Origin of the sequence: Glycomyces endophyticus, assembly GCF_039531525.1 — a bacterium.
GTDB lineage: Bacteria > Actinomycetota > Actinomycetes > Mycobacteriales > Micromonosporaceae > Glycomyces > Glycomyces endophyticus.
Map to the genome: position 1 here is coordinate 13027 of NZ_BAAAQF010000026.1, position 23150 is coordinate 36176.

The following is a 23150-nucleotide window of genomic DNA, read 5'->3' on the forward strand; positions in this document are numbered from 1 at the left end:
GGTCGAAGGGGGGCCCGGCGATCCGCCTCCCGGAAGCGCCGGGCCCGTTCAAGCGGTACTAGTTGATCGGCGGGTAGGCGTTCTCGAGGAGCTCGGCGAACTGCTCGGAGGACCAGTGGCCCGAGAGCGGCATGTCGTCGCGGGCCCCGGAGGGGTTGTTCCCGTTGCGGATGTTGCCGCCGTAGTCCGGGTCGCACATCTGGTCGAAGCCCTTGCCCTCGCTGTTCGGGATCTCCTCCGAAGCGCCGTCGGACTCGCCCGGGGGCTTGATCCAGACGTAGGCGTCGATCCAGGCCTCAGGGTCGGCCTGCGGCCGCTCGCCGAGGCCGGCACCGGCCTGGTTGCACCAGTTGCCCTTCTGGAATCGCTGGTCGATGCGGGACTCGTCCACGAACGTGACGGGGTTCGTCGAGGTCGACGCGCCGGTCGGGCGGTAGTCGCCGCCCCAGCCGTTGCGGCTGGTGTCGATCAGCATGCCGATGTCCTCGTTGAAGCCCTCGTCGATCAGGACCTCGCGGAAGGCCTCGGTGAAGTCCTTCTCGTTGTTGAAGTCGTTCCAGTCGACCCAGGGGAGGTTCGGGTTCTGGTTCAGCGCCTGGCCGCCGACGACCTGGTTGACCGCCCAGTAGGGCTCCTCCAGCACCGAGTAGTTCGCGGTGTTGGAGATGAAGCCGTGGACGTCGTCCGCGGTCATCCCGTTCTGGCCGATGAGCGAGCCGAACAGCGCGGCCGCGGCGTTGAAGTTGTCGTACTGCGGGTTCACGTCGCCCCAGCCGATCCAGCCGTGGTGGCCGGCGTCGATGTAGTTGTACGTGTTCGGCAGCGCGCCGAGCTCCGCCGTCGCATACGAGACGCCGTTGACGTAGTTGCCGTTGGCCTTCATCGTGTCGCAGTTCGCCGTCGCGGTCGCGCGGGGCGTGACGTTGGTGACGAGGTTCGGCAGCGAGTCGATCTCGATGACGTTGACGATCTTGAGGTCCGCGTACTTGGACTGGCCCATGATGTCGACGATCGGGTCGATGTACTCGCTCTTGTAGCGGCCGATCTCGGTCGCCCCGAGCTGGCCGTTCGAGGCGAGCGCGGCGCAGTCGCGGCCCGGCAGGTTGTAGATGACGACCTGGATCACGTCAGCGCCCTGCGCGAGGGCCTCGTCGAGGTGGTCCTCCAGGCCCATCGTGCCGGTGGTCGGGGAGCCGTTGCCGTAGATCGCGCTGGTCTGGTCGAGCCACACGCCCGTGGGCTCGTTCGCGATCGCGTCGCCGCCGGGCTCGGCCGCGGCGCGGTCGGACCACTGCGGGTTCACGTAGACCTGGGCGCCGGTGTAGGGGTTGTCGACCTTGTCGCCCCCGCCGGGGTTGCCCGGGTCCTCGCTGGTCGGCGGCTCCTCGCTGGTGGGCGGCTGGGTCGTCCCGTTGCAGAGGTCGCCGTTGATCCGGAAGTTCGTGGGCGTCGCGGAGGAGCCGGAGCCGATGAAGCCGAACACCTCGCGGCTCTGGCCGGAGGCGATGGAGCCGTTCCAGCCGACGTCGGAGCCGGTGAAGGTGGTGCCGCTCTGGCTGTAGCCCACGTTCCACGCGCTGGAGACGCTGGTGCCGGACGGGAACGTCCACGTGAGGTCCCAGCCGTTGATCGGCTCCTGGGCGGTGATCGTGACGTTGGCCTGGAAACCGGAGCCCCAGCTGCTGACGACCTTGTAGTCGACCTTGCAGCCTTCTTCGGCGAGTGCCTGGTTCGCCGAAGCGAAGGTCAGCCCGGTGGCCGCGAGCGCGGCGACCGCCACGCCGGCGATGGCCAGTCTCCTTCGTCTTCTAGGTACTTGCATTTTTCGATGTCCTTCGGGGTCGATGGGCGGCCCGGAAGCAGCCCGGAACGGGTGTCCATCGAGGGAAGCGCTCCCAAGATGTGCATTGATAATCTCCGATATGTAGATGGACTGTCAAGAGGTCCAGCGGGATATTTCGAGCATGGAAGCGATTCGGCCACCGCTTTCACGGGCGCGCCGAGCGGTGGCAAGCGCTTGAATCAGTGAAAACGCTCCCGCGCTCGACCGGAAGGAACGCTTAGAAAAACTTCCCTCCCGGCACGCGGAAGCGGGGCCGCGCCGTGCGCGGCCCCGCTCCGGGGGCGGAGTGCCGGTCCGCCCTCCCGCCCGCCTAGCCCAGCGGCGGGTAGGCGTTGGCGAGGAGCTCGGCGAACTGCTCGGAGGACCAGTGGCCCGACAGCGGCATCTCGCCGCGCGCGCCGCTCAGGTTGAAGCCGTTGCGGATGTTGCCCTCGTACGCGGGGTCGCACATCTGGTCGAAGCCCTTGCCCTCGTCGTTGGGGATCTCCTCGGAGGCGCCGTCGGACTCGCCCGGGGGCTTGATCCAGACGTAGGCGTCGATGCCCGCCTCGGGGTTCACCTGCGGCCGCTCGCCGAGCCCGGCGCCGGCCTGGTTGCACCAGTTGCCCTTCTGGTACCGCGGGTCGATCCGCGACTCGTCCACGAAGGTCGCGGGGTCGGTCGAGGACGACGGCCCGGCGGGCCGGTCGGGGCCGCCCCAGCCGTTGCGGCTGGTGTCGATGAGCATGCCGATGGACTCGTCGAACCCGTTCGCCACCAGCTCGTCCCGGAACGCGGTCGAGAAGTCGATCTCGCCGTTGAAGTCGTTCCAGTCCACCCACGTGACGTCGGGGTTCTGGTTCAGCGGGGTGCCGCCCACGACCTGGTCGACCTCCCAGTGCGGCTCCTCGAGCACCGAGTAGTTCGCGGTGTTCGTGATGAAGCCGTGGACGTCGGCGGCGGTCATGCCGTTCTCGCCGATGAGCGAGCCGAACAGCGCCGCGGACGCGTGGAAGTTGTCGTACTGCGGGTTCGCGTCGCCCCACCCGATCCAGCCGTGGTGGCCGGCGTCCAGGTAGTTGTAGGTGTTCGGCAGGGCGCCGAGCTCGGCGGCGGCGTAGGAGACGCCGTCGACGTAGTTCCCGTTCGCCTTCATCGTGTCGCAGTTGGCGGTCGCGGTCTCGCGCGGCGAGACGTTGGTGACCAGGTTCGGCAGCGAGTCGATCTCGATGACGTTGACGATCCGCAGCCCGGCGTAGGCCGGGTCCGACTGGATCTCGACGATCGGGTCGATGTACTCGCTCTTGTACCGGTCGATCGCGTCCGCGGGGAGCTCGCCGTTGGAGGCGAGCGCGGCGCAGTCGCGGCCGGGCAGGTTGTAGATGACGAACTGGATCGCGTCCGCCCCCTGCGCGAGCGCCTCGTCGAGGTGGTCGCGCAGGCCCATCGAGCCGGTGGTGGGGGAGCCGTTGCCCTCGATCGCGCTGATCCGGTCGAGCCAGACGCCGGTGGCCTGGTCGGCGACGGCGTCGCCGCCCGGCTCGGCGGCGGCCTGCGCGGACCACTGCGGGTTGACGTAGACCTGCGCCCCCTCGTAGGGGTTGTCGACCTTGGCCTGCGTCGGCTCCAAGGTGTCCTGCTCCTGCGCGCCGGCGGTGTTGACCGCCAGTGCGCCGACGGTGGCCGCCGCGGCGGCCGCGGCCGCCAGTGCTGCCAGGCGCCGGGGTTGTCGTCTGCTTCGGTCGAGCATCTCGTGCCTCTCCTCGCTCGTCGGTCTCGGACGACGTGGGGCGGCTCCGCGTGTACCGGGTCGCCACGGAAGCGCTCCCAACATCACATCGAAGTTTGCCTATGTATGAGTGTGATGTCAAGGGGTCTGCGACCGGAGAATCCAGAAAAGTCAGATTGGCGGCTTTGATGGCGACTCACGGTGTTGATCCGACTTCAAAGCGTGGGCAATTGCCCTAAATGGAACAAATCAACTCCGATGTGGAGTGAAACGGCGTATTTCTGCGGGCCGGACTTTTCGGGCACGCGAAAAAGCCGGTCCGTGCGCGCGTCCCCCGCGGCCCTCGGGCCGTGGTGCGCTGCGCTGGACCGGCTTGTGCCAGGCAGGTCTGCGGTCGCGTCGTGCGCGACGCCGTGGTCAGGGCTGGGCGTGGCCGGAATCGAACGTGGCCTGGGCTCCGGCGTCCCCTTCGAGCAGGGCCCGGACCTCGGACTCGCGGAACCGACGGTGACCGCCCGGTGTGCGAATGCTCCCGATCCGGCCGGCCGCGGCCCACCGCGTCACCGTCTTCGGATCGACGCGGAACAGCGAGGCCACTTCGCCGGGTGTGAGTAGGCGGTCCTCGGTCTCCATGATTTCTTCCTCCCCGTGATGAAGACTCACTTCGTGCGTTAAACCCATTACACCACTATTCAGTCAAACCTGCCATGAGTTCTTGGACATACTTTCGGTCGGTAGGTATTGCCTGAACGTACCACGCGTATGTCAACGGCGCTCTGAGCTGTTTCCGGCGCTCTAGGAGTACGCGGGTATGAGGTAGGCACAAGACCCAAGGGGTAACTCCCGTTATCCTCATGTAGTGGACGAGATCGACCGGACCATCGTGAACCTGCTGCGCGCCGACGGGCGCACCTCTTACGCCGAACTGGCGCGCCGGGTCGGACTCACCGCGCCGTCGGTGCAGGACCGCGTCGTCAAACTGGAGCGGAACGGCGTCATCGCTGGTTACAAGGCGATCGTCGACTCCGAGGCGATCGGACTCGGGATCACCGCCCTTATCGGTATCATCCCTGACAATTCCGCCGACCACCTGGACATCTGCGAACGCCTCCGCGCCATTCCGCAGATCGAGTCGTGCTATTTCCTCGCCGGCGTCGAGTGCTACCAGCTCAAGGTCCGCGTCCCCAAGATGGCCGACCTCGAACAGCTGATCCACCGCGTCGGCGCGATCCCCGGCGTCGCGCAGACCCGCACCACCATCACCCTCTCGACCAAATGGGAGGACCGGCAGCAGCCGATCCCCGCGGACGGGGACGCCCATGGAGTCGATTGACCGCACACGAGACCGCCTGTGGACCAACTGGGCGATCACCACTGTGGAGGCCGACGCGAACCGCTCGGCCGACACCCACCTGCTCCCGTTCCCGCTCCCTCCCGAATGGGGCGTCGACCTCTACCTCAAGGACGAGTCGGCCCACCCGACCGGCTCGCTCAAGCACCGCCTGGCCCGGTCGCTGTTCCTGTACGCGATCTGCAACGGCTGGATCGACGAGGACACGCCGGTCATCGAGGCATCCAGCGGCTCGACGGCCGTCAGCGAGGCGTACTTCGCGCGGATGCTCGGCCTGCCGTTCACCGCCGTCATGCCCGAGTCCACCAGCCGCGCCAAGATCGCCCAGATCGAGTGCTACGGCGGCAAGGCCCACCTGGTGCGCGACCCCGCCGCGGTCTGCGCCGAGGCCGAGCGCCTCGCCGCCGAGACCGGCGGGCACTTCATGGACCAGTTCACCTACGCCGAGCGGGCCACCGACTGGCGCGGGAACAACAACATCGCCGAGTCGGTGTTCGACCAGATGCGCCTGGAGCGCCACCCCGTGCCGACCTGGATCGTGGTCGGCGCAGGCACCGGCGGCACCTCGGCCACGATCGGCCGGTACGTGCGGTACCGCCGCCACGCCACCAGCCTGTGCGTCGTCGACCCCGAGCACTCGGCGTTCTTCTCCGGCTGGCGCGACCGCGACCCGGCGGCCGCGAGCGCCCGCGGCTCGCGCATCGAGGGCATCGGGCGCCCCCGCGTGGAGCCCTCGTTCATCCCCGCCCTGGTCGACCGCATGGTCAAGGTCGACGACGCCGAGTCGATCGCGTGCATGCGCTGGGCCTCCGAGCGCCTCGGCCGCAGCCTCGGCGGCTCGACCGGCACCAACCTCGTCGCCGCCCTCTCGCTCATCGCCGAGATGCGCGAGTCCGGCAGCGGCGGCAGCATCGTCACGCTGCTGTGCGACTCCGGGCGCCGATACGGCGCCACCTACTTCGACGACGACTGGGTCGCGTCCCAGGGCATCGACCTCGCCGCGGCCGCCGCGCGCCTCGCGCCCCTGCTGCCCGCCTGAGGGCCTTGTGCCGGCGCCGCCCCGGGGTTACGATACTCGCCAAACAAATCGATGAACATCAGTACTTAGATCCCTGCGAGGGCCCGGCATCCTCCCGGGGCCCCGACTCCGGCGGCGCGGTGCGCCGTTCGTTTGAATCGTTTCATCACCGCCGTCGATCCCGCCTCTCACCGGGGCCGCGGCGCGACGCACCGTCGCGCCGCGGCCCTCGACTTCGAGCCATGGAGCGCACATGCACCACCCGTCCTCGCGCACGAACCCGTTCGGCGCCAAGCTCACCCGCCGCTCGCTCGGCCTCCTCGCCGGACTCGGCGCCGGCGCGGCCGCCGGCGGGGTCCTCGGGGCCGCCGCGGCGGGCGCGGCCCTCACCCCCGGCACCTGGTACGTCCTCCAGTCCCGCTACAGCGGGCTGGCCCTGGAGATCGACGGCGCCTCGACCGCCAACGGCGCCAAGCTGGTCCAGCGCCAGCGCAGCTACGCGACGAACCAGCAGTTCCGCTTCACCGACGCCGGGGGCGGCTACTTCCGCGTCGAGGCCCGCCACTCCGGCCTCGCCCTCGACGTCTACGCCAAGTCCACCGCCAACGGCGCCGACATCGTCCAGTGGGCCTCCAACGGCGGCGCCAATCAGCAGTGGCAGGTGATCGACGACGGCACCTGGGTGCGCCTGGTCAACCGCAACTCCGGGAAGGCCCTCGACGTCTGGGAGTGGGCGATCGCCCTCGGCTCGCGCCTGTCCCAGTACGACAACGCGGGCGGCCAGAACCAGCAGTGGCGGCTGATCCCGGCCGACGCCGCCCCCGCCGCGGGCACGCCGACGATCTACGTCGCGTCGGACTCCACGGCCCAGACCTACAACGCCTCGGTCCACCCGATGACCGGCTGGGGCCAGAAGCTCCACCTGTTCGTGGACGCGAACACCCGGATCGCCAACCACGCCATCGGCGGCCGCTCCTCGCGCTCGTTCATCGAGCAGGGCCGCCTCACGACGATCCTCGACGCGATCCAGCCCGGCGACTACCTGTTCGTCCAGTTCGGGCACAACGACGCGAGCACCGGCAACCCCGAGCGGTACACCTCCCCGGACGACTACAAGCGGTACCTCCGGGACCACTACATGGCCGGGGCCACCGCCAAGGGCGCGATCCCGGTCCTGCTCACGCCCGTCAACCGGCTCGACTACAACACGAGCACCCTCCAGTTCAACGAGTCGTTCGCGACCTACGGCGCGAAGGTCCGCGAACTCGTCGCCGAGACCGGGGTGTCCTTCATCGACCTCGGCGCCCGCTCGCGCGCCTACCTCAACGCGATCACCCCCGCGCGGGCCCAGGCCGAGGTCTTCATGCACCTCGCGGCGGGGGAGTACCCGGCCTACCCGAACGGCCTCGCCGACTCCACCCACTTCCACGAGTACGGCGCGACCCAGATGGCGCGCCTCGTCGCCGAGGGCGCCAAGGCCCTGAACCGCCCGATCGCCGCGCACGTGCGCTGACCGGTGCGCACTCGCGGCACGTGCCCGAGCAGTCGGGCACGCGCCGCGAGCGAACGCCCCGCATCCCAACAGGTATCGACATGTATTGACATTCGGGGCTCTACTCGGTAGCGTCCCCGAAGTAGTAACCGCTTGCCCGGCAGTCTCCTGAGGGATTGAAACGATTCATTCACGATTGCCGAGCCGAGCGCCTCCCTCCTCTCACTACGGAAGTGACCATGAGGCCCATGACCCCTTCACCCCTCCGGCGCCGCGCCCTCGCGCTGGCCGCCGCCGGGGCCACCGCGCTCGCGGGCGTCCTCTCCGCGGGCGCCCCGGCCCAGGCCCAGGACGACGACGGCATCACCGTCTACCTCGCGTCCGACTCCACCGTCCAGACCTACGACCCCTACTACGAGCCGCAGGCCGGATGGGGCCAGGTGATCGACCGGTACTTCGACGAGGAGGTCACCATCGCGAACCACGCCATCGGCGGCCGGTCCTCGCGCTCCTTCGTCGAGCAGGGCCGCCTCGACGCGATCCTGGACGAGATCCAGCCCGGCGACTACCTGTTCGTCCAGTTCGGGCACAACGACGCCACCGTCACCGTCCCCGAGCGGTACACCTCGCCCGACGACTACAAGAGCTACCTGCGGGACTACTACATCGCGGGCGCGATCGAGCAGGGCGCGATCCCCGTCCTCGTGACCCCGGTGTCCCGCCGCAGCTTCAACGCCGACACCGGCGAGTTCAACACCTCGTTCCCCGAGTACGTCGAGAAGGTCCACGAGCTTCACGAGGAGACCGGCGTCGCCGTGGTCGACCTCTCGGCCTCCTCCCGCGCGTACCTGAACGAGATCGGCCCCGAAGAGGCCAAGTCGGTGTTCCTGCACGTCCCGGCCGGGGTCTACCCGAACCGGCCCAACGGCACCGCCGACGACACCCACTTCCAGGAGTACGGCGCCATCCAGATGGCCCGCCTGGTCGCCGAGGAGACCGCCACCCTCGGGCTCCCCCTGAGCGGCCACGTGGTCGACGTCGCGCCCCCGGCCGACGTGCCGGCCGCGCCGACCGGCCTCACCGCCGCCACGGTCGCGAACGCCAGCATCACCCTCAACTGGACCGACCAGGACGACGCCGACGTCTACCGCGTCTACGTGCGCGAACCCGGTGGCGAATGGCGCCTCGGCACCACCGCCACCGTCGGCGTCGGCCGCGTCTCCGGCCTGGCCGAGGAGACGACCTACGAGTTCGCCGTCGCCGCCGTCAACGCCCGGGGCGAGTCCGCGTACTCCGGCACCCTCACCGCCACGACCGCGACCGCCGGCTTCAAGTACGACTTCGGGCCCGCGAGCCAGACCGTCGCCGCCGGGTACACCGAGGTCAACCGCGGCACCGCCTACACCGCCGAGCGCGGCTACGGCTTCACCACCGACATGTCCACCGCGATCGACCGCGACCGCGGCGTCGCGACCGACCCGCTCGGCTCGGACTTCGTGGCCTGGTTCGGCGGCTCCTACGACTTCGCGGTCGACGTGGCCGACGGCCTGTACACCGCGCGCGTCTTCACCGGCGACTACCTCGGCTCGGCCCGCTCGAACCTGAAGTTCGAGGGCGTCGACTACGGGGCCGCCAACGCCGGCTCCAGGTCCATCCTCACCAAGGACTTCGAGGGCATCGTCGTCGAGGACGGCCAGCTCAACGTGACCGTCTCCGGCCAGACCGGGCACCTGAACGGCCTGGAGCTCACCAGGATCGGCGACGTCCCCGGCTCCGGCGGCGAAGGCCCCGACGAGCCGTGCACCGACTGCGCCGAGCGGATCGAGAGCCTCGACCGCGCGCCCGTCGCCATGACCGTCGAGGACGGCACCTACCTGTCCTGGCGCAGCCTCGCCAACGACCCCGAGGGCACCGCCTTCAACGTCTACCGCGACGGCCGCCTCCTCACCCCCGAGCCGACCGGGCTCACCAACCTCACCGACGAGGGCGGCACCCCCAACGCCGTCTACTGGATCGCCACCGTGAACGACGGCGTCGAGACCGGCTACACCGCCGCGTTCGAGCCCATGGCCGACCAGTACGTCGACGTCGCCATGGAGCGCCCCGCAGGCGGCACCACCCCCGACGGCGTCGCGTACACCTACGCGCCGACCGACGCCACCGTCGCCGACCTCGACGGCGACGGCGCGTACGAGATCGTCCAGAAGTGGGACCCCTCGAACGCGAAGGACAACTCCCACAACGGCTACACCGGGAACGTCTACGTCGACGCGTACACCCTCGGCGGCGACCTGCTGTGGCGCATCGACCTCGGCCGCAACATCCGCGCCGGGGCCCACTACACGCAGCTCGTCGCCTACGACCTCGACTCCGACGGCCGCGCCGAGGTCGCCCTCAAGACCGCGGACGGCACCGTCGACGGCGCCGGGGCCGTGATCGGCGACCCCGACGCCGACCACCGCAACAGCACCGGCCGCATCCTCGACGGCCCCGAGTTCCTGACGATCTTCAACGGCCAGACCGGCGCCGCCATGGAGACCGTCGACTTCGCGCCCGCGCGCGGCGACATCTGCTCGTGGGGCGACTGCTACGGCAACCGCGGCGACCGGCTCATGGCCGCCGTCGCCTACCTCGACGGCGTCCACCCGACGCTCATCACCAACCGCGGCATCTACGCCAAGACCGAGATCACCGCCTGGGACTGGGACGGCGACAACCTCCCCCAGCGCTGGAGCTTCAGCTCCGACCGCTGGGGAGGCGCCTACGCCGGCCAGGGCAACCACAACCTGTCGGTGGCCGACGTCGACGGCGACGGGCGCGACGAGATCGTGTTCGGCGCCATGACGATCAACGACGACGGCACGCCGCTGTACACGACCGGCCTCGGCCACGGCGACGCCCTCCACGTCTCCGACTTCGACCCTGCAAATGAGGGCCTGGAGATCTTCAGCCCCTTCGAGTGCATGAGCTGCTCCGGCAACCGGGCCGGCGCCTTCCGCGACGCCGACACCGCCGAGGTCCTCTGGTCCATCCCCGGCACCCGCGACACCGGCCGCGGCGCCTGCGGCGACATCGACCCCGCCCATCCGGGCGCCGAATGCTGGGCCGTGTCCGCCACCGGCGCGTGGAACTCGCACGAAGGCGAGCTCCACGCCGCCGACGGCACGCTCATCGGGACCGCCATCCCCTCGGCGAACTTCATGGTCTGGTGGGACGGCGACCTCGGCCGCGAGATCCTCGACCACGAGTTCGACGAGCCGAACTACGTGCCGCTCTACCCGTTCATCGCCGAATGGGACCCCGCGACCGGCACCCAGGAGGAGATCTTCACCCCCGAGGGCGTCGACACCAGCAACGGCACCAAGGGCAACCCGGCCCTCACCGCCGACCTCCTGGGCGACTGGCGCGAGGAGGTCGTCCTCCGCAAGGAGTCCAACGACGGCGTGCGGATCTACACCACCACCGTCCCGACCGAGTACGCGCTGCCTACGCTCATGAACGACCCGCAGTACCGCCTCGCGGTCTCCTGGCAGAACGTCTCCTACAACCAGCCGCCCTGGCCGAGCTACTTCATCGGCTACGACATGGCGGCGCCCGCCTACGAGACCGTGGAGTACGGGCCGGACCGCGACGCCGCCGCCGCGCCCTACGCCGCGGCCTCCTGCGAGGTCGAGTACCGGGTCGCGGCCGACTGGGGCACCGGGTTCGTCGTCCAGATCAAGGTCACCAACACCGGCGCCGCCGACATCGGCGAGTGGGACCTGCGCTGGCGGTCCGGCGGCGTCGAGAGCGTCGTCCACGACTGGGGCGGCGAGATCGCGATCGACGGCGAGGCCATGGCGGCCGACCCGGCGTTCTGGAACTTCCCGCTCAAGCCCGGCGCGACGAAGCAGATCGGCTTCCAGGGCACCGGCGACCCGGACGACCCGGGCATGTTCCTCATGAACGGCCGCGTCTGCACCACCGTGTAGCCGCCGCTCGCACCGACGGCCCGGGCGCTCGCGTCCGGGCCGTCACCACTTCCCGGACGGCTTGTAGAGCCGGCCGTGCCCGTTGGGGATGCGCTCGCGGTCGTACAGGTCGATCGCCTTGCCGCGCAGCGAGGTCGCGGTCCACGCGGCCGCCAGCAGCAGCATCGCGTCGAACAGGTACAGGAACACCAGCAGACCGACCGCGGTCGTCACCGCCTGGTACGCGGGCCGGTCCGAGACGTGCAGGACGTAGATCCGGCCGACGGTCTTGAGCAGCTCCATCCCGACGGCGACCGTGAGGGCCGCCCACACGACGCGGCGCAGCGGCATCACCACCCGCGGCAGCGCCTGGAGCAGCACCGCCGCCAGGGCCGCGTTCGCCAGGAGGCCCACCACCACCGACACCGAGCGCACCAGCGGCGCCCAGTTCCCGGTCGCCTCGTCCCAGTGCAGCCACGCCAGCACGATCTCCGCGCCCGCGGTCGCGCCGATGGTGATGAGCAGCAGGATCGAGACCCCGATGAGGATGCCGAGGTCGATCGCCCAGCGCAGGAACGGGTTCCCCGGCTGCGCGTCCAGCCCCCACACCAGCCGGATCGAGGCCCGCACCGACTGCACCCACGCCACCCCGGCCACGACCAGCGCGACCGCGGCGAAGATCGTCACCGACTTCCGGGAGCTCTCCAGGACCCCGATGTCGATCACCGGCAGGTTCGTCGACAGCCACTTCTCGACCGAGTCGTAGACGTCGGGGAAGTTCAGCAGGTAGCCGAAGATCGCCAGCGCCAGCAGCGACATCGAGAACGCGGCGAAGAACGCGTAGTACGAGATCGCGGCCGCGAGCTGGCCGCCGTGCACCTCGCCGTAGCGCTCGCCGGCGCGCCAGGCGTGGTCGACGAAGTTGGACCGCCTGCGGGAGGCATCGAGGACGCGGTCCCACCAGGCTCCCAGGTCTGGGAACTTCACGCTCCGATTCTGGCAGAGGCGGGGCGGCCGCGCGGCGCTTGGTCGGCGCGGCTAGTCGCGGATGACCCAGGCGTCGGGGTCCTCGAGGAGCTTGGTGACCGAGGTCGGCAGGTCGTCCCCGGCGACGGCGGCCAGCGAGACCGACTCGAGGATGTTCCGCTCGGAGACGCGCAGGGCGATCCACACGTTGGTGAGCGCGGTGGCCGTGCCGGTGTAGGGGACCTGCTCGGGGCGCTCGCCGCGGACGCCCACGAGGGGGCCGTCGACGGCGCGGATGACGTCGGCGAGGCTGATGAGGTCGCCGGCCTTCGCGAGCTGGTGGCCGCCCTCGGAGCCGCGCTTGGAGGTGGCGATGCCGCCGCGGCGCAGCTGGAGGAGGATCGACTCCAGGAACTTGCGGGGGATGCCCTGGTCCTCGGCGATCTGCTCGGCCGACACCCATCGGTCCCCGTACCCCGCCAGGGCCACGGCGGCGCGCAGGGCGTAGTCGACGCGGGCGGACAGGCGCATGAGGACTCCTCTCGGTGCCGCTCGGCCGAGCGGTGGTATCGACTGTATCTCTAGGGGCGCCGCGCTCCAGCGGTTCGCGGCTCGCGGTGTGACGGCCCGCCGGGGCCGGTCAGTCGTCGACGAGCAGGCGGAGGTACGCGGCGGTCTCGGCGGCGGCGAGGTCGGCGTCGCCGGCGATGATCGCCTCGATCGCCACCGAGTGGTCGATGTGGGGCTCCTCGGCGAGGACGGGGCCGAGGCCGGCCCGGACGGTCTCGCGGAGGGACTCGGCCAGCTCGGAGTACAGCTCGGCGAGGAGCTTGTTGTGGCTGGCCTCGGCGACGGCCTGGTGGAGGGCGATGTCGGCCGCGACGAACGCCTCGGTGTCGCCGACCTCGTGGGTGGCCTCGCGCTCGGCGAGGAGGATGCGCAGGCGGGTGATGTCGGCCTCGTCGCGGCGGTGGGCGGCGAGGCGGGCGGCCTCGACCTCGAGGCCGCGGCGGACCTCCATGGCGTCGGAGGCGGGGCTGGCGGCGATGCGGCGGCGCACGGCGGCGGTGACCTCGCTGCGGCCGACGACGAACGTGCCGGCGCCCTGCCGGATCTCCAGGAGCCCGGCGTGGGCGAGCGCGCGGACGCCTTCGCGGATGGTGTTGCGGCCGACGCCGAGGAGCTCGGCGAGCTCGCTCTCGGTGGGGATGCGCGATCCGAGGCCCCACTCGCCGTCGGCGATCTGCCGCCGCAGCTGATCGATCACCTGATCGACGAGGGCGGACTTGCGTGTCGACTGCAATGCCACTGGCGGACCTGACCTTCCCGGATCGCGGCCATGGCTTGCGGGGGCCCGCCATGGGGGGTGCGTGTTTCCTGACACTAGGAGGATTAAAGCAGACAGCCGTCGCGATACCGTTGACAGGCCGTCAATTCATCCCATGAATTGACTCGATTCTATCCCGGCTGCTGAGGCCCCAGCCCGCCTGCCGTGAATCGGTTCAGTCACGATCCCCCGGCACTCCTCCCGGCGGGCGGGACAGTGGTTGCCGGCGCCTGCCTGCCGCACACCCCGGCCTCGGAAGGAGCCGTCCTCGTGACGACCGACGCCACCGCCACCGCCCCCGCGACCGCCGCCGACGGCGCCGAGGAGCTCCTCGAGCACCCCGTCCCGCCGCCGGCCGCCGAGATCGCCGACCCGCCCGCGCGCCGCGCGGCCGCCGCGGCGGGCTGGATGCTCGTCGCGGGCGTCGTCCTCGCCGCCTTCAACTTCCGCACCGCCGTGACCAGCGTCGGCGCGATCCTCGCGGAGCTGCGGGTCGGCCTCGGCATGTCCGAGGCCGTCGCCGGGCTGCTCACCACGCTCCCGGTCCTGGCGTTCGCGGGCCTCGGGGCGCTCGCCCCGCGCCTGGCCCGCCGCTTCGGCCCGCGGCCGCTGCTCACCGGCGCGCTGCTGGTCATGAGCGCGGGCCTGGTCGCCCGCGCGTGGGCCCCGAGCACGGCCCTGTTCCTGCTGTTCAGCCTGTTCGCGCTGGCCGCGGGTGCGATCGGGAACGTCGCGGTGCCGGTCATCGTGAAGCGCTACTTCCCCGACCGCATCGGGGTCATGACCACCGCGTACTCGACGACGCTGGCCGTCGGCACGGCCGTGGCCGCCGCGGCCACCGCCCCGATCGAGCACCTGTCCGGCGACTGGCGGATCGCGCTGGCCGCGTGGTCGCTGCCGGCGCTGATCGCGATCGTCCCGTGGCTGCTGTGGCGCCCGGCCTCGGCCGCCGCCGGGGCCTCGCCGGTCTCGCACCTGCGGGGCGCCCGCCGCTCGCGCCTGGCGTGGATGATGCTGCTGGTCTTCGGCGCGCAGTCGGCGATCGCGTACATCCTCATGGGCTGGACGACGACGATCCTCGCCGCGGACGGCATGTCCGCGGCCGCGGCCGGGTCGATGCTCGGCCTGCTGACGCTGGTGCAGATCCCGGTGTCGGTGGTGGTGCCGATCCTGACGGTGCGCTGGGGCCCGCGCCCCACGTTCCTGGTGCTCATGGCCTGCTACCCGCCCGCGATCGCGGGCCTGTGGCTGGCGGGCGGCGGCCCGCTCACCTGGCTGTGGATGGTCCTGTTCGGCGTCGGCACCTCGGTGTTCCCGCTGATCCTGACCCTGTTCGGGCTGCGCGCCCGGACCCCGGCGGGGACGAGCGCGCTGTCCTCGTTCGCCCAGTCCGGCGGGTACCTCCTGGCCGGGTCCGGGCCGCTCGCGGTCGGCTGGGTCTACGGCCTGACCGCGTCCTGGACCGTGCCGTTCTCGCTGCTGGCGGTCCTGGCGGTGCTGCTGTTCGCCTCGGGCCTGTACGTCACCCGCGAGCGCTACATCGAGGACGAGCTCGGCGCGGGCCCGTCCGGTCCGACACCGGGGCAATAGACAAAAGCGTGCAAACGATCCCCCGCGGACGGGACCGAACCTGAGCCGTGCCACGATAGTGCTGTGGACCACAGTGCTGTGGAAATCGGGAGGCGATCGTGACCAGCGAGGTGTTGTGGCTGCCGCGCCCTGACGCGGTGGAGACGACGAACATCGGCCGCTTCGGCCAGTGGCTGTCGCGGCGGGAGGAGCGCGACCTCACCTCCTATCCGGCGCTGTGGCAGTACTCGGTGGAGCGCCTGCGCCCGTTCTGGGGCGCGGTCTGGGAGTACTTCGGCCTCGGCGAGCAGGTCCCCGAGCACCGCGTCCTCGCCGACGAGGCCATGCCGGACACGGTCTGGTTCCCCGACGAGACCTTCAACTACGCGCGCGCGGTCCTCTCCGCCCCCGGCGTCGCCGAGGACGACGTCCTCGTCCGCGCCTACTCCGACAGCCGCGACCCGGTCGAGTGGACCCTCGCCGAGCTGCGCGAGGCCGTCGCCCGCGCCCGCGCCGGGCTCGTCGCCCACGGGGTCCGCCGCGGCGACCGCGTGGCCGCCTGGATGCCGAACATCCCCGAGACCTTCGCGCTCATGCTCGCCTCCGCGAGCCTCGGCGCGGTCTTCTCCTCCTGCGCCCCCGAGTTCGGCGCCAAGGCCGTCCTCGACCGCTTCGCCCAGATCGAGCCGAAGGTCCTCGTCGCCGTCGACGGCTACCGGTACGGCCCCAAGTCGGTCGACCGCACCGAGGACGTGCGCCGGGTCGTGCGCGGCCTCGAGGGGCTCGGCTCGCTCGTCGTCCTCCCGTACCTCGACCCCGGGGCCGAGACCGAGGGCGAGAGCTGGGCCCGGTTCTGCGCCTACGACGAGGGCGTCGCCTTCGAGCCCCTCACCTTCGACCACCCGCTGTACATCCTGTACTCCTCGGGCACCACCGGCCTGCCGAAGGCCATCGTCCACTCGCACGGCGGGATGGCGATCGAGCACGCCAAGATGCACTCGCTCCACCACGACCTCGGCGTCGGCGACCGCTTCTTCTGGTACTCCACGACCGGCTGGATGATGTGGAACTACCTGGTGTCCGCGCCGATCGTCGGCGCGGGCGTGGTCCTGTTCGACGGGATGCCCGACCCGATCGGCATGTGGCGCCTCGCCGAGGCCTCCGGCACCACCTACTTCGGGACCAGCGCGCCGTTCCTCATGGCCTGCCGCGCCCGCGGCGTCAAGCCCGCCGAGGAGGCCGACCTGTCGCGCCTGCGCGGCGTCGGCTCGACCGGCGCCCCGCTCCCGGCGGTCGGGTTCGACTACGTCTACGAGGCCGTCAGCCCCACCGCGCAGCTCCAGTCCCTCTCGGGCGGCACCGACCTGTGCACCGGCTTCATCGGCGGCGCGCCGACGGTCCCGGTGTGGCGCGGCGAGCTCTCCTGCCGGTGCCTGGGCGCCGACGTGCGGTCGTTCGACCCCGAGGGGCACGCCGCGATCGGCCGCGAGGGCGAGCTCGTCATCGCCTCCCCGATGCCCTCGATGCCGGTGGGCCTGTGGGGCGACCCGCTCAAGCACCGCTACCGCGACACCTACCTCACCGACTTCCCCGGGATCTGGCGCCACGGCGACTGGATCACCATCACCGAGCGCGGCTCGGCGGTCATCTCGGGTCGCAGCGACGCGACGCTGAACCGCGGGGGCGTCCGCATGGGCACCGCCGAGTTCTACGCCGTCGTGGAGGCGGTGGAGGGCGTCGCCGACTCCCTCGTGGTCCACCTCGACGACCCCGGCCAGGACCGGCTCCTGCTGTACGTGGCCCTAGAGGACGGCGCCGAGCTCGACGAGGACCTGCGCCGCCGCCTCCTGTCGGCCCTGCGCGAGCAGCTCTCGCCGCGCCACGTCCCCGACGAGGTCCGGCAGGTCCCCGAGGTCCCCCGGACCCTGAGCGGGAAGAAGGTCGAGGTCCCCGTCAAGAAGATCCTCAAGGGCGCCAGGCCCGAGGAGGCCGTCGCCCGCGACGCCCTCGCCAACCCCGACGCCCTCCGCGCGTTCCTGCGGGCCTGATCCGATGGGGCGAGTGGAACTCGGAGTGACGTGGGGCCACTGGTAGCCCGATTTCCTTCTGCGGCAAGGGAATTCAAATGGGTGTGTGCCCGATCGCAGGCGTGTGGCCGTTAGTATGAAACGTGCCGCCCCGGTCGGTTTCCCCCGTAGCCGCCGGGGCGGCGCTCTGCCCTCCGCGGCTCCGGCGGCCGCTGTGCTCCAATGGTCGGCGTGAACGAAGAGGACGCGACGGAGGTCGGGGTCGGCCCCTGGGAGGGCCCGCTCCCGGCGGGCGACCGGTACGACCCGGAGCTGCTGCGGCTGGGCGACCGCCGCAACGTGGTCGACGGCTACCGGTACTGGACCCGCGAGGCGATCGTCGCCGACCTCGACGCGCGGCGCCACGACTTCCACGTCGCCATCGAGAACTGGCAGCACGACTTCAACATCGGCACCGTCGTGCGCAACGCAAACGCGTTCCTCGCCGCGACGGTCCACATCGTCGGCAAGCGCCGCTGGAACCGCCGCGGCGCCATGGTCACCGACCGCTACCAGCACGTCGAGCACCACGCCACCGTCGAGGACTTCACCGCCCGGGCCCGCGCCGAGGGCCTCGCCGTCGTCGGGATCGACAACCTCCCCGGCTCCGTCCCGATCGAGACGGCCTCCTTGCCCCGCAAGGCCGTCCTCGTGTTCGGCCAGGAGGGGCCCGGACTGTCCGAACCGGTCCGCGAGGCCTGCGCGATGGTCTGCTCGATCACCCAGTTCGGATCGACGCGCTCGATCAACGCCGGCGTCGCCAGCGGGATCGCCATGCACGCCTGGGTGAGGGAACACGTGTTCGGACAGGGCCCGGAGTCTCACTCCTGATCGTCCGCTGTCGGATACCTGACGCTTCCCTGGGGTTCGCGGGGGCGATGCGCCTACATTGAGCCAATGGAACGTGACTTGGGGTAAGCTCGCCGGTGTCATAAGCGAATAGGTTATTCCGCTGGTAGATAGGCGGAGTCGGGTGAAAGTGGAACGACGTCGTTACACTGGTGCCCGGCGATCGGCCCCTCGGATCACACCGCTGGAGCCCATCAGAAAACTGAAAGCCGAGTCATGCTCGTACGGTAGACTCGTGCCAGCCTGCGCCAGACGAACGATCGGCCAGGACCCTTTGACGGGAGGGGTGAGGATGTTGAAGAAGATTCTGACCTGGGGCGGACTTGCGTTCCTTGTGTTCTTCGTGGCCTTCAGGCCGGACGAGGCCAGCGGTGTCGTCGGTTCGTTGGCGGGCGGAATCCTCGATGCCGCAAACGGTTTCGCGGCGTTCTTCACGAACCTCGTGACCTGACGACGGCGAATCGATGACCGATTCCGGTGCAGGCGGCTCGGGGGACAAGAAGGACACCGAGCCGCTGGAAACCCCCAGCCCCCGCGCCCCCTCCGACGGCCCCGCCCCGGGAGCCGAGTCCCCCACGCGCGAGTTTCAGTTCCCGCCGGGCGTCGCCGCCCCCGGGCCCCCCGCGGCCGCCGCGAACGACATCGACGGCGTGCGCTTCGACGACAGCCCCGCCGGCGGCCTGCTCTCCGGCGTCCGGGCCCCCGCCGTTCCCGACGTCCCGTCCCCGATCTCGGCCCGCTACCTCTTCCCGACCGAGAAGTACCGCGGCGAGTGGCGCCGCCACTGGGTCCACCTGATGCCCTGGTACATCATCGGCACGCTCTCGACCTTCATCATGGGTCTCGCCTCCGGCATGCTCACGAAGTGGGACAACGAGAACCGCGACACGGCCCTGTCCGTCACCGTCATCGTGTGGCTGCTCATCCTCGGCTTCGTCGGCTGGAAGATCCTCGACTGGTACATGGACCGGTTCATCCTGACCAACAAGCGGATCATGCTGATCCAGGGGGTCATCACCCGCTCGGTCGCGATGATGCCGCTCGGCCGCGTCACCGACATGAAGTACTCGCAGACGCCGATGGGCCGGATGCTCAACTACGGCGAGTTCATCATCGAGTCCGCCGGCCAGGACCAGGCGCTGCGGAACGTCCCGCACCTGCCGAACCCCAACGAGCTCTACCTCCAGATGTGCGAGGAGATGTACGAGCCCGAGGCCGTCGACGAGCGCATGGCCGAGCCGGAGGAGGACCTCATCCCCGAGGAGGCCCCGGCCGTCCCCGCCAAGTCCGACGGGACCTAGGCCCGGACCGCTCCCGCCCGAACCGTCACCGCACCCGCCGGCCCGCGCCGGCGGGTGCGTCGCGCCGTGCGCCAGAGACGGGCGACTCGTGGCATGAATCCGGGAGGCGGCGGGTTGCACCTACTTCGTATACTCGCCTTTGCACCAACCCTCGGTTGCCGATGACACCCATCTTTTGGCAGAATTCCGCCCTGCGGGGCAACTTTCCACCGGGGGTACGTCGTCTGTTGTTCGACCCCCCCAGGGAGACGCGTGAGCGAGGTCAAATCGTCTCAGGACGAGGAGTTCCGCGAGTACGTGGCGGCGCGCTCGGCCGCGCTGCACCGTGCGGCGTATCTCCTCACGGGGAACTGGGCGACAGCGGAGGACCTGGTGCAGACGACGTTGACGAAGACCTACCTGGCGTGGAGCCGGATCAGGACGACTGATTCGATCGACGCCTACGCCCGCCGCATCCTCTACAACACGAACGCCTCCTGGTGGCGCAAGCGGTCCAACCGCGAGAAGCCCACCGAGGTCTTCGAGGACCGGGCCGACCTCTCCCGCGACTTCACCGAGCACGCCGCCGTCCGCGACGCCATGTGGCGGCACATCGCGGTCCTCCCCAAGCGCCAGCGCGCGGTCCTCGTCCTCCGCTACTACGAGAACCGCTCCGACGCCCAGATCGCCGAGATCCTCGGCATCTCGATCGGCACCGTCAAGAGCCAGGCCTCCCGCGCGCTCGCGGGCATGCGCAAGCGCCTCGGCACGCCCGCCTCCGCGCTCGGCGTCGCCATGGAACGGAGGGAGGCTGCGTGAACGGGGACATCGAGGCCCTCCTGCGCAGCGGGCTGGCCGAGCAGGCCGAGCGCGCGCCCGCGACGGTCGACGACCCGGCCCTGGCCGACCTCGCCATCGCCGGGGCCCACCGCATCCGCCGCCGCCGGCGCGTCGCCGCGGCCGCGGGCGGCACCGGACTGCTCGTGCTCGGCGCGGGCGCCTTCGTGCTCCAGCCGCTGCTCGACGGCCAGGACCAGGGCCCGAGCGCCGCCGACACCAGCACCACCACCGAGGCCCGCAACGAGCTCGGCATGGAGTTCCTGGTCGAGGGCGTCGACGGCTACGAGGTCCTCAACGAGGACGGCGACACCGTCATGCTCGCCTCCTACGCCCCGGAGGACGTCTTCCGGCTCGCCGACGGGTACATGGTCGTCTCCTCGGAGGAGCAGACCACCGAGGTCGTCAGCCTCGACGGCGGCTCCAGCTTCGGGATGACCTGGCCCTCCGAGAACACCTACAACCTCGTCAACACCGCGGCGACCCAGTTCGCGATGGTGACCCCGAACGCCGAGGTCACCGCGGAGTCGTACGCCATCAGCAGCGCCGTCATCGCCGACCAGACCTCCACGGTCGAGTTCACCACCAGCTACGACCTCACCCTCAGCGACTGGTCGGACACCACCACGGTGTTCTCCGCCGACCTGTGGTCGACGACCGCGGGCGAGGAGAACAACTGGTACTTCGACGAGGAGTACGACTGGAACCTCCAGTCGGTCGGCGTCGCCGGATACGAGTCGGCGGTGTTCGTCGACCAGTCGAACCCGTCGTACGTCTGCGTCGCCGACCTCTCCCCGGGCGTGGGGGTCGCGAAGAACACCGAGGACTGCGGGGAGTTCGACTCCTCCTACGTCCAGGAGTCGCTCAAGGCCGCCTCGGCCGACGACGCGGCCGCCGACCTCGTCGGCGCCGCGGTCGACAAGGCCGCCGGCATGACGGTGCTCGCCGAGGCGTCGCCCCAGGACCTCGGCGACCACGAGGACCGGTACTACCAGTCCGACTACATCCAGTACGACCCGTACGGGCGCTGGGAGGTCGGGTACAGCCGGGGCGACGAGACCTGGGTCCTCATCGACTACACGGAGGACCCGCCCGTCGTGTCGAGCCTGACGCCGCCCGAGGGGGCGGTCATGCCGGTGCTCGACTACCGGCCGCCGGAGTGAGGTCCCGCTGAGCCGCACGTAACACGAGCGGCCGAATCGGCGGCTGTGACCTGGCGGACTTGACATACTCGCTGCGTGGGTGGACTCGATTACTTGCTGACCGTCATGGTGACGCTGTTCGTCATCATGGACCCGCCCGGCATCGTGCCGATCTATCTGGCCCTGACCGGGACGATGGACAAGCGCGAGCGCAACCGGGCGGCGCTCCAGGCGACCCTGCTGTCCCTGGGCGTGATCTCGCTGTTCGCGCTCCTGGGCCAGCAGATCATCTCGTACCTCCACATCGACCTCGCCGCGCTCCAGGGCGCGGGCGGGCTCCTGCTGCTCCTGGTCGCGCTCCAGCTGCTGACCGGAAAGGCCGACGACCCGAACGAGGCGGCCACCTCGAACATCGCGCTCGTGCCGCTGGGGACGCCGCTCCTGGCCGGGCCCGGCGCGATCGTCGCGGTGATCCTGTTCGTGCAGCAGGCCCCTTCGCACGGGGACTACCTGTGGATCGGGCTCGCGATCATCGTCATCCACATCCTCATCTACCTGGTGATGCGGTTCTCGGGGCTGCTGGTGAAGATCCTGCGCCGCGGCGGCATCGAGGTCCTCACCCGCATCGCCGGCGTCCTGCTCGCCGCGATCGCGGTGCAGCTCATAGCGGACGCGGTGATGAGCTACGCGGCCCACTTCGAAAGTTCGGCCGGCGCTACCGGTTGGTGATCACTTTAGGGTTCAATGAACCCCATGACGACGATTCTCGAACTGCCCCTCCACCCGCTGGCGGTGCACGCGCCGATCATCCTCGTGGCACTGCTCGTGCTCCTCGGCGCCGCCTACCTGCTCGTCCCGCCGCTGCGCCAGCGCATCGGCTGGGCCGCGGCGATCCTCGTGCTCCTCGCCCCCGCGTCCGCGTACGGCTCGATCTTCAGCGGACAGCAGTTCGCCGACTTCACGTACGGCCCGGGGGAGTGGCCCGACGCCGTGCAGCAGCACCACGACTACGCGTACTGGCTCCTGTGGACGCTGGTCGCGCTGGTCCCGGTGTGGTTCCTGTTCGCGGGCCTGGACCGGGGCCGCCGCGCCGCGCTCCTGCGCGGCGGCGACGCCCCCAAGCCGGCCCCGGCCGAGGACGGCGCGACCGCCCCCGCGGGCGGCGACGACCCGGCCGCGACCGGCCGCAAGGTCATCATGCTCATCCTCGGCGCGATCGCCCTCGCGCTCCTGGGCCTGGCGGCCTGGTGGCTGTTCCAGACCGGGCACACCGGCGCGGACATGGTCTGGGGCGGCGTCGTCGAGTCCTGACCCCGGGCACGCGAAAGCCCCCGCTCCCCGGAAGGGGGGCGGGGGCTTCCGCTTCGTCTAGAACTCGACGAGCCCGATGATGAGCACGGTGAACATGAGGGCCACGGCGACCAGCGTCAGCCACTGGGTCACCAGCCGCGCCCGCTGCTCGGCCCGGTCGATCGCGGCGTGGTCCTGCGGCGGGAGCCGGCGCGGCTCGCCGGGCAGGGCCACGGCCTCGACCCGCCAGCCCGGAGGCGGCGGCACGTTCACCGGCGGCCCCGCGTAGGGCGCCTCGCTGTCGCTCATGGACACAGGCCGGCCGGATCAGTCCTGCGCGGGGGCGGGCCGGTCGTTGCCGCCGGTCGGGCGGCGACGGCGGCGGCGCCGGCGGGGGGCGTCCCCGTCCGCGCCGGCCTCGGCGCGCGGGGCCTGCTCGGTCCGCGGCGCGGACTCGCGCGG

General features: G+C 70.7%; 20 protein-coding genes. 13 read left to right on the forward strand and 7 right to left on the reverse strand.

Going from position 1 to position 23150, the window contains the following annotated elements:
- Positions 1–58: 58 nt before the first annotated feature.
- The 3 genes from ABD419_RS22805 to ABD419_RS22815 form a co-directional block, all read right to left on the reverse strand.
- Positions 59–1822: a glycoside hydrolase family 6 protein gene (locus ABD419_RS22805; RefSeq protein WP_344491699.1), complete on the reverse strand. Its 1764-nt coding sequence runs from the start codon at positions 1820–1822 to the stop codon at positions 59–61.
- 331 nt (positions 1823–2153) lie between these two features.
- Positions 2154–3572 carry a glycoside hydrolase family 6 protein gene (locus ABD419_RS22810; RefSeq protein WP_344491701.1) on the reverse strand — a complete coding sequence of 473 codons (1419 nt, stop codon included), beginning with the start codon at positions 3570–3572 and terminating at the stop codon, positions 2154–2156.
- Between the two features lie 396 nt (positions 3573–3968).
- Complete coding sequence (locus ABD419_RS22815) at positions 3969–4184, reverse strand: BldC family transcriptional regulator (RefSeq protein WP_344491704.1); 216 nt, start codon at positions 4182–4184, stop codon at positions 3969–3971.
- A gap of 226 nt (positions 4185–4410) precedes the next feature.
- Between ABD419_RS22815 and ABD419_RS22820 the strand changes: the two genes are divergently transcribed.
- The 4 genes from ABD419_RS22820 (at position 4411) to ABD419_RS22835 (ending at position 11383) form a co-directional block, all read left to right on the forward strand.
- Positions 4411–4884: an Lrp/AsnC family transcriptional regulator gene (locus ABD419_RS22820; RefSeq protein WP_344491707.1), complete on the forward strand. Its 474-nt coding sequence runs from the start codon at positions 4411–4413 to the stop codon at positions 4882–4884.
- Complete coding sequence (gene cds1, locus ABD419_RS22825) at positions 4871–5941, forward strand: L-cysteine desulfhydrase Cds1 (protein ID WP_344491710.1); 1071 nt, start codon at positions 4871–4873, stop codon at positions 5939–5941. Before ABD419_RS22820 ends, cds1 begins: the two co-directional genes overlap by 14 nt.
- 232 nt (positions 5942–6173) lie before the next feature.
- Entirely contained in the window at positions 6174–7433 is a 1260-nt protein-coding gene (locus ABD419_RS22830; RefSeq protein ID WP_344491713.1) for an RICIN domain-containing protein, read from the forward strand.
- A 227-nt stretch (positions 7434–7660) separates the two neighbouring features.
- Positions 7661–11383 (forward strand): rhamnogalacturonan lyase family protein, encoded by a 3723-nt coding sequence (locus ABD419_RS22835; RefSeq protein WP_344491715.1) that lies wholly within the window; start codon positions 7661–7663, stop codon positions 11381–11383.
- Positions 11384–11425: 42 nt separating this feature from the next.
- On the opposite strand, the gene ABD419_RS22840 is transcribed toward ABD419_RS22835, so the two are convergent.
- The 3 genes from ABD419_RS22840 to ABD419_RS22850 all read right to left on the reverse strand — a co-directional run bounded on the left by ABD419_RS22840 (position 11426) and on the right by ABD419_RS22850 (position 13637).
- Positions 11426–12349 (reverse strand): YihY/virulence factor BrkB family protein, encoded by a 924-nt coding sequence (locus ABD419_RS22840; RefSeq protein WP_344491717.1) that lies wholly within the window; start codon positions 12347–12349, stop codon positions 11426–11428.
- 51 nt (positions 12350–12400) lie between these two features.
- Positions 12401–12859, reverse strand: a complete 459-nt coding sequence (locus ABD419_RS22845) for an RrF2 family transcriptional regulator (protein WP_344491720.1) — start codon at positions 12857–12859, stop codon at positions 12401–12403.
- 109 nt (positions 12860–12968) lie between these two features.
- Positions 12969–13637: a FadR/GntR family transcriptional regulator gene (locus ABD419_RS22850; protein WP_344491722.1), complete on the reverse strand. Its 669-nt coding sequence runs from the start codon at positions 13635–13637 to the stop codon at positions 12969–12971.
- Between the two features lie 288 nt (positions 13638–13925).
- Between ABD419_RS22850 and ABD419_RS22855 the strand changes: the two genes are divergently transcribed.
- From ABD419_RS22855 to ABD419_RS22895, 9 genes are all read left to right on the forward strand, one after another.
- The gene (locus tag ABD419_RS22855) at positions 13926–15245 is read left to right on the forward strand and encodes an MFS transporter (protein ID WP_344491725.1); all 1320 of its coding nucleotides are present in this window, start codon (positions 13926–13928) and stop codon (positions 15243–15245) included.
- A 98-nt stretch (positions 15246–15343) separates the two neighbouring features.
- The gene (locus ABD419_RS22860; protein WP_344491728.1) at positions 15344–17272 is read left to right on the forward strand and encodes an acetoacetate--CoA ligase; all 1929 of its coding nucleotides are present in this window, start codon (positions 15344–15346) and stop codon (positions 17270–17272) included.
- A 201-nt stretch (positions 17273–17473) separates the two neighbouring features.
- Complete coding sequence (locus ABD419_RS22865) at positions 17474–18121, forward strand: TrmH family RNA methyltransferase (protein WP_344491731.1); 648 nt, start codon at positions 17474–17476, stop codon at positions 18119–18121.
- 310 nt (positions 18122–18431) lie between these two features.
- On the forward strand, positions 18432–18590 hold the full coding sequence (locus ABD419_RS22870; protein ID WP_176953298.1) for a hypothetical protein: 159 nt from the start codon (positions 18432–18434) through the stop codon (positions 18588–18590).
- Positions 18591–18603: 13 nt separating this feature from the next.
- Positions 18604–19440 (forward strand): PH domain-containing protein, encoded by an 837-nt coding sequence (locus tag ABD419_RS22875; protein ID WP_344491736.1) that lies wholly within the window; start codon positions 18604–18606, stop codon positions 19438–19440.
- Between the two features lie 252 nt (positions 19441–19692).
- On the forward strand, positions 19693–20238 hold the full coding sequence (locus tag ABD419_RS22880) for a SigE family RNA polymerase sigma factor (RefSeq protein WP_344491739.1): 546 nt from the start codon (positions 19693–19695) through the stop codon (positions 20236–20238).
- Positions 20235–21419 (forward strand): hypothetical protein, encoded by a 1185-nt coding sequence (locus ABD419_RS22885; protein ID WP_344491742.1) that lies wholly within the window; start codon positions 20235–20237, stop codon positions 21417–21419. Before ABD419_RS22880 ends, ABD419_RS22885 begins: the two co-directional genes overlap by 4 nt.
- Positions 21420–21494: 75 nt before the next feature.
- Positions 21495–22127, forward strand: a complete 633-nt coding sequence (locus ABD419_RS22890; RefSeq protein ID WP_344491745.1) for a MarC family protein — start codon at positions 21495–21497, stop codon at positions 22125–22127.
- A gap of 24 nt (positions 22128–22151) precedes the next feature.
- Positions 22152–22709 carry a hypothetical protein gene (locus ABD419_RS22895; RefSeq protein ID WP_344491748.1) on the forward strand — a complete coding sequence of 186 codons (558 nt, stop codon included), beginning with the start codon at positions 22152–22154 and terminating at the stop codon, positions 22707–22709.
- Between the two features lie 57 nt (positions 22710–22766).
- On the opposite strand, the gene ABD419_RS22900 is transcribed toward ABD419_RS22895, so the two are convergent.
- Positions 22767–22997 (reverse strand): hypothetical protein, encoded by a 231-nt coding sequence (locus ABD419_RS22900; RefSeq protein ID WP_344491750.1) that lies wholly within the window; start codon positions 22995–22997, stop codon positions 22767–22769.
- Between the last annotated feature and the right edge of the window lie 153 nt (positions 22998–23150).